General features: G+C 65.0%; 6 protein-coding genes, 1 tRNA gene and 1 pseudogene. 4 read left to right on the top strand and 4 right to left on the bottom strand.

Features of this window, described 5'->3' with window-relative positions; genetic code table 11:
• Positions 1 to 145: 145 nt before the first annotated feature.
• Positions 146 to 463, bottom strand: a pseudogene (locus G5V65_RS21290) (50S ribosomal protein L25); the annotation flags it as partial.
• 182 nt (positions 464 to 645) lie between these two features.
• Here G5V65_RS21290 and G5V65_RS21285 point away from each other — a divergent pair.
• Entirely contained in the window at positions 646 to 1,803 is a 1,158-nt protein-coding gene (locus tag G5V65_RS21285; protein WP_165054538.1) for an MFS transporter, read from the top strand.
• A 160-nt stretch (positions 1,804 to 1,963) separates the two neighbouring features.
• Here G5V65_RS21285 and G5V65_RS21280 read toward each other — a convergent pair whose 3' ends face one another.
• On the bottom strand, positions 1,964 to 3,127 hold the full coding sequence (locus tag G5V65_RS21280; RefSeq protein ID WP_165054536.1) for an alpha-hydroxy acid oxidase: 1,164 nt from the start codon (positions 3,125 to 3,127) through the stop codon (positions 1,964 to 1,966).
• A 155-nt stretch (positions 3,128 to 3,282) separates the two neighbouring features.
• Here G5V65_RS21280 and G5V65_RS21275 point away from each other — a divergent pair, with 155 nt between their 5' ends.
• Positions 3,283 to 3,744 (top strand): MarR family winged helix-turn-helix transcriptional regulator, encoded by a 462-nt coding sequence (locus tag G5V65_RS21275; RefSeq protein ID WP_165054534.1) that lies wholly within the window; start codon positions 3,283 to 3,285, stop codon positions 3,742 to 3,744.
• A 25-nt stretch (positions 3,745 to 3,769) separates the two neighbouring features.
• Here the strand turns inward: G5V65_RS21275 and G5V65_RS21270 are convergent, their stop codons facing one another.
• On the bottom strand, positions 3,770 to 4,642 hold the full coding sequence (locus tag G5V65_RS21270; RefSeq protein WP_165054532.1) for a peptidase S1: 873 nt from the start codon (positions 4,640 to 4,642) through the stop codon (positions 3,770 to 3,772).
• 42 nt (positions 4,643 to 4,684) lie between these two features.
• Positions 4,685 to 5,476: a tryptophan synthase subunit alpha gene (trpA, locus tag G5V65_RS21265; RefSeq protein WP_165054530.1), complete on the bottom strand. Its 792-nt coding sequence runs from the start codon at positions 5,474 to 5,476 to the stop codon at positions 4,685 to 4,687.
• A gap of 186 nt (positions 5,477 to 5,662) precedes the next feature.
• On the opposite strand from trpA, the gene ychF reads away from it, so the two are divergent.
• Both ychF and G5V65_RS21255 read left to right on the top strand, forming a co-directional pair.
• Positions 5,663 to 6,760 (top strand): redox-regulated ATPase YchF, encoded by a 1,098-nt coding sequence (ychF, locus tag G5V65_RS21260; RefSeq protein WP_165054529.1) that lies wholly within the window; start codon positions 5,663 to 5,665, stop codon positions 6,758 to 6,760.
• 62 nt (positions 6,761 to 6,822) lie between these two features.
• Positions 6,823 to 6,912: transfer RNA gene (locus G5V65_RS21255), tRNA-Ser, on the top strand.
• Positions 6,913 to 6,981: the final 69 nt, after the last annotated feature.

Genomic DNA, 6,981 nt, shown 5'->3' with positions numbered 1-6,981 from the left:
CCAGAATGCTGCGGGTTCGAGGCTTGATCCACCCGACTTCGGCCGTTTGCGCGACGACAGACACCGCTCGGGGCGAAGAACGCTTGCCCAGCGAGCAAAATCAGGCGATCTTGAAGTCAAGCGGCAGGCCACTTGGGGAATGTCGGTTGATCCGCGATTCATCGTGGATCCGCATGAAATCCACATGCGTCGGCAGATCCTTCACCACGTCGCGCTGCACGCCGCGGCAGATCACATGCACTTCCTCGCCGCCCTCAACCTTCAGGTTGAACAGCGTCTGCAGGAAGCGGCCCTGACGCAGGCGCTTGAGCAGGTAGTTGTAGTTCAGGTTGATGGGCGAAGGCTCCTTGCCGTCGCCATAAACGATGCCGGGTACGTTGCCCTCACGACGAGCTTGACGAGCGGCCCCCTTGCCTGTCCCCGTCCGTACCGCGGCCAGAAGATCAGGGATCTCACGAGCCATTGGTTCTCTCCATAGATAAGTCCGCCGCCCTCCAAGGGTGTGCGGCGCGACCGGGGGGCTATAGCCGCGATTCGGCACAAAGGGAAGCAGGAATAAGGGTCGCGCGCCATCCCGCGCCTGTCGCCCGCGGACTTGCCGCCCTCTGCCCCCCGGGCTACCTGTCCATGGCAGGAGATTTCCACATGTCCGTTTCATCCACCCTGACAGCGGCGCGCGCGCCTTTCGCCGCCTTCGCCGCCATGGGCGTGCTCTGGGGCACCTTCGCCGCCGTTCTTCCCGATCTAAAGGCCCAGCTTGACGCGACCGAATCCGAACTCGGCCTGCTGATCCTGCCCACGCCCCTGGCAGCGGTGGCCGCCATGCTGCTGGCACCGATGATCGGCGCGGCACTAGGCCGGGTCGCCCTGCCCATTGCAACGGCCTTGATGGCAGCGGCCTTCGCCCTGCCCGGACAGGCCGCGCAGATCTGGCTCTTTCCCCTCGCGATGATGGCCTGCGGCGGGGCAACCGGCCTGACCGACGTGTTGATGAACGCCCGCGTCGCGGCACTTGAAAACGAACGCGGCCTGCATCTGATGAACCTATGCCATGCCGCCTACAGCTTCGGCTATGCGGGTGGAGCGCTGGCCACCGGGGCCATGCGCGGCGCTGGCTGGTCACCGGGCTGGGTCATGGGAACAACGGCCCTTCTGGCAGGGATCCTCGCCCTCATGGCGCTTGAGGAAGATGGCACGATCCATGGCCTGCGAAAGCCGAAGGATGGCACGTCCGGCAGGCTCGGCCTGATCCCGATCATCGGCGGCGGCATCGTCCTCATCGCCTTCCTCACGGAAAACGCAGCCGAAAACTGGTCGGCCCTGCATATCGAGAAAACCCTCGGCGGCAGCCCGGAGGAAGGCGCGATGGGCCCCGCCGCGCTGGCCCTGACCATGGGCTTCGCCCGCCTCGCCGGACAGGGCGTGATCACCAGGGTCAATCCCTTCCGCCTGCTCATGGGCGGGGCCATCATCTCGTCCCTCGGCGCGCTCGGGGCCGCCCTCGCCACGACGCCCATGATGGCCTATGCGGGCTTCATCATCATGGGCATCGGCTCGTCCGTGATTGCCCCCACCGCCTTTTCCCTGGTTGGTCGTCTCGCCGATCCCGCCGCCCGTGCGCGCGCCGTCGCCCGTGCCACGCTGCTGGGCTATTTCGGCTATTTCTTCGGCCCGCCGAGCCTCGGCTTCATTGCCGGGGCCTTCGGCCTGCGCTTCGCCTTCGTCTTCGCCGCGACGATGTTGCTTGCCGTGCTTGTCCTTGCCCCCCTGATGGCGCGCCAGAGACAGGATTTGCCCGCCTGAACTGCGGCCTGCCCTTCATCTGTTCTCAAATATCCTCGGGTGGGTCCGGGAGGGCGAAGCGCCTCCCGGGGGCCGGTCCTGGCGATGCCTCCGCCTTCGGAGAACCGGGGGGTCCGGGGGGGCGCGATGCCCCCCCGGCGGCGAGCCTAGGGCGCAACGATCAGAGGTAGTCGCCTTCGAAATCCCTCGGGATCAGCAGGTTGTGGCGGCCAAGGTTCTGCACCGATTTCTCGCCACACAGCGCCATGGTGATGTCCAGCTCCTTGCGGATCACCTCCAGCGCCTTGGTCACCCCCTCTTCGCCCATCGCGCCCAGCCCGTGGATATAGGCCCGCCCGATCATCGTCCCCTTCGCGCCCAGCGCCAGCGCCTTCAGCACGTCCTGTCCCGACCTGATCCCGCTGTCGAGGAAGACCTCCGTCTTGTCCCCCACCGCCCGCACGATGCGCGGCAGCATGCGGATCGACGACAGCGCCCCGTCCAGTTGCCTTCCCCCATGGTTGGACACGATGATCGCATCCGCCCCGAAATCCGCGGCACGCTGGGCGTCCTCCTCATCTAGGATCCCCTTCAGGATCAGCTTCCCGCCCCACTGATCCCGGATGCGCGCGATCTTCGTCCAGTCAAGCTGCGGGTCGAACTGTTCATTCGTCCAGCTCATCAGGCTGGACAGGTCCCCCACGCCCTTGGCATGGCCCACGATGTTGCGGAAGGTCCGCCGTTTTGTCGCCAGCATCTCGAGCGACCATTGCGGCCGGATCATCATGTCGAGGATATTGGGCAGCGTCAGCCGGGGTGGCGCGGACAGGCCGTTCTTCAGATCCTTGTGCCGCTGCCCCAGGATCTGCAGATCCAGCGTCAGCACCAGCGCCGAACACCCCGCCTTGCGCGCGCGCTCAATCGCGCTGTCGACGAAACCCTCGTCCTTCATCACGTAAAGCTGGAACCAGAAGGGACGCGAGGTATGTTCCGCGATGTCCTCGATCGAGCAGATCGACATGGTCGACAGCGTGAAGGGCAGCCCCGCCTTTTCCGCCGCCCGCGCGGCCTTGATCTCGCCATCCGCGCGCTGCATGCCTGTCATCCCGACAGGGGCCAGCGCCACCGGCATCGACACCGCCTCGCCGATCATCGTGCTGTCGGTCCTCCGTCCCAGCATGTCCACTGCAACCTTCTGGCGCAGGCGAAGCTTCTGGAAGTCGGTGGTGTTCTCGCGGAAGGTCTGCTCGGTATAGCTGCCGCTCTCGCAGTAATCGAAAAACATCTTCGGCGTGCGCCGCTTGTGCAGGCGCTTCAGGTCGTCGATGCAGGTGATCACGGGCATGGCAGGGCATCCGGCTGGGATTGGTTATCTTTACTTGCCAATTTCCCGCGCCAAGCTCAAGCGAAATGCCCGATGATGCCATCCCGCACCACCCGGTCCGATCCGGCACGGAACTTGCAACCCGCCCTGCAGTTCAATCGCAAGGGCCCGCCTGCATGACCGCCGATCCGCATCTTCCGACCCTGTCCCTCTTCTCCGCCCTTTCGGCCGCGCATCACATGGCACAGCGCCTGATCGAATCGCGCCTGCCCAAGGGCCTGAACGCCCCGCAATTCGCCGTGCTGGACCGCCTTTCGCGACTGGGCGAAGGCCAGACACCGATCAGCCTTGCCGAAACCTTCGGCTGGCCCAAAACCTCGATGTCCCACACTCTCGCCGTTCTGGAATCCCGGGGCCTTGTCCGGCTGGAACCGAACCCCCGCGATGGCCGTTCGAAATGCCTCTGGCTGACGCCGAAAGGGCGCGGTCTGGCATTGATCGGTCGAACCGCCATCGAAGCCGACCTCGACAGGATCAGCGCCCTCGCCCCTGTCGAGGCTGTCGAAGCCCTGGCCGCCGATCTGCTATCGCTTGCCGCGCGCCTGTCGGATCAGCGCCGCTTCCCCGAGGTGGCCTGACCGCACCAGCAAACTCCGCACGGGATCACCGCGCCGTGCGGATGCCGGGAAAGACCGAGGCGATCCAGTCAAGCTGCGTCGAGACCCGGCTGAAACCCGAAACGGAGCCATAGACGGAATCATCGCCCCAGGTGTTGGTGCCCGCAATCGCCCAGCCTTGCCGCGTCCTGATCCAGGCCGCGCCGCCACTGTCGCCACTGCCAAGGATGCCTTCGAACTCGTCCACCGGATCGCTGCCCCCCATGACGGAGGCATCCCCCTCTTCGCTGTCAAAATCCGCGATCAGGCTGTTCTCGCCATAGTCCCCATCCACCTCGTCCACCACATTGCGCGCGGCGGCAGGGGTTTCTGCGTCAAAGTCGTAATGATCGTCCGTCTCGCCCGATGACCCCGTCCCACGCGACCCGTATCCGGTGATGGTCAGCACCCGGCCAAGTTCATCCCGTCCCTCGTATAGCGCAGGCTGTCGGCCTGCATCGGTGACGGGGCGGTCCAGCGTGACGATGGCAAGGTCATATCCCGAACTGTCGTCGCTCTGGTTGTCATAGGAAGGGTGGATGTCCACGGCGACACCTTCATAGGCCTCGCCCGCCCTTGACCAGTAGGTCCATGTCCCGGCGTCGGCAGACCCGCCAAAATTATGCGCGGCGGTCAACAGATAGCCGTGATCGCCGTCATTGCCGATCCATGTCGCCGACCCGCCATAGGCTTCCCCGTCATGCAGCCCGAAGATGGCGGCGAATTGCGGTTGCATCGCAAGCGCCTCGTTCGCACCAAACCCTTGCGAGGGGGCATCGTCACTGCCGCCATTGGCCGACCACGTACTGTCAAGGATCACCACAGCCCGCGCCGGCAGGGCAAGAAACAGGGCAGCCAAGGCAAGGGGAAGAACACGCATGGATCACTCGTCAGGCAGATATCGGGTCGACAAACCAAGGGCTCAGGCGGCGTGTGCGCCCCCGGCCAGGGCCGCGACATTCGCCAGAACCTCGGCGACAGGCTTGCCCGCACCGATATCCTTGACGATGGCAGACCCCACAACGCAGCCATCGGCCACGCCCGCAATCGCCCGCGCCTGATCCGGCGTCGTGATGCCAAAGCCCACGATCACCGGCAGATCCGTCGCAGCCTTGATCCGCGCCACTTCCGGCGCGACATCCCCCGCCTGCGCGGCCCCTGCCCCGGTGATCCCGGTGATCGACACGTAATAGACAAAACCCGAGGTGTTCTGCAGAACCTTGGGCAGACGTTTGGCATCGGTCGTGGGCGTCGCCAGCCGGATGAAGTTGATCCCCGCCTTCTGCGCCGGGATGCACAGCTCGTCATCCTCTTCCGGCGGCAGGTCCACCACGATCAGTCCGTCGATCCCTGCCTCCTTCGCTTCGGTCAGAAAGCGCTCCACCCCGCGGGAATAGATCGGGTTGTAATAACCCATCAGGACGATGGGCGTCGTCGCATCCCCGGCCCGGAAGGCGCGCACCATCTCCAGCACGGCATCCATCGTCATGCCCTTGTCCAGCGCGCGCTGTCCGGCAAGCTGAATGGTCGGGCCATCCGCCATCGGATCGGTGAAGGGCATGCCCAGCTCGATGATGTCCACCCCGGCCGCTGGCAGCCCCTTCATCACCGCAAGCGATGTCGCGACATCCGGATCGCCGCCCATGATATAGCTGACGAAGGCCTTCTTTCCCTCCCGCTTCAGCCGCGCGAAGGTATCGTCGATTCTGGTCATGGCCTGCCCCGTCCCCGAAATGCTCCGTCGCGCGTTTTGCAGGACGGCTTGGCAAAGATCAATGGCCCGCCCGGCTGTCGGGCCGCCGTCGCAAGGGCTATTTTGCGTCCCGACCCTGCCCATCGCTTGCCTAAGCAGGCCCCTCGCCCTAGAAGCCCCGCTGAAACACAGCAAAGGGTCGCGAAAATGGGCTTCAAGATGGGGATCGTGGGTCTGCCCAATGTCGGCAAATCGACCCTCTTCAACGCGCTCACCCGGACGGCGGCCGCACAGGCCGCCAACTTCCCCTTCTGCACCATCGAACCCAATGTGGGCGAGGTGGCCGTCCCCGATGCCCGCCTCGACAAACTGGCCGCCATCGCCGGCTCCAAACAGATCATCCCCACCCGGATGACCTTCGTCGATATCGCGGGCCTCGTGCGCGGCGCCTCCAAGGGCGAGGGCCTCGGCAACCAGTTCCTCGCCAATATCCGCGAATGCGACGCCATCGCCCATGTCCTGCGCTGCTTCGAGGATGGCGACATCACCCATGTCGAAGGCCGCATCGACCCGGTGGCCGATGCCGAGACGATCGAGACCGAACTGATGCTCGCCGATCTCGAATCCATCGAACGCCGCCGCGCCAACCTTGTCCGCAAGCTGAAGGGGGGCGACAAGGAAGCCGCCGATCAGGATCGCCTGCTCGCCCTGGCGCAAACCGCACTCGAGGCAGGCAAGCCGGCGCGCACGGTCAAGGTTTCGGAAGATGACCAGCGCGCCTGGCGTCTCCTGCAATTGCTGACCGCCAAGCCTGTGCTCTTTGTCTGCAATGTCGAAGAAGCCAAGGCCGCCACCGGAAACAGCCAGTCCGACCGCGTCGCCGAAATGGCGCGCCTGCAGGGCGCGGCGACGGTGGTGATCTCTGCCCGGATCGAAGAGGAACTCGCCCAGCTTCCCGAAGACGAAGCCGCGATGTTCCTTGAAGAGATGGGCCTGCAGGAAGCGGGCCTCGACCGCCTGATCCGCGCCGGATACGAACTTCTGAACCTGCAGACCTATTTCACCGTAGGCCCGAAAGAGGCACGCGCTTGGACCATCCTGAAAGGCACGCTCGCCCCCCAGGCCGCTGGCGTGATCCACGGCGATTTCGAGAAGGGCTTCATCCGGGCCGAAACCATCGCCTATGCCGACTACATCTCCGGCAACGGCGAGGCGGGCGCAAAGGAAGCGGGCAAGTTCCGCGTCGAAGGCAAGACATATGAGGTAAAGGACGGCGACGTCCTGCATTTCCTCTTCAACGCCTGATCCCCCGGCACCGCACCGCTTTCCACTTGCCCCCACCGAAAGCCCTCGCTAAACGGGTCGGCGGAGTGGTGGCCGAGTGGTCGAAGGCACACCCCTGCTAAGGGTGCAGGCGGGAAACCGTCTCGAGGGTTCGAATCCCTTCCACTCCGCCACTTGCCCCCGCGAAAGCGTTCTCCCGATCCGGCTGCGGCCGGATTTTCTCGTTGTTTTCGAGGGTTATG

The sequence above is a fragment of the Paragemmobacter kunshanensis genome, assembly GCF_011059185.1.
GTDB lineage: Bacteria > Pseudomonadota > Alphaproteobacteria > Rhodobacterales > Rhodobacteraceae > Paragemmobacter > Paragemmobacter kunshanensis.
The sequence above is the reverse complement of the archived record's forward strand: the minus strand, read 5'-3'. Positions and strand labels throughout refer to the sequence as shown.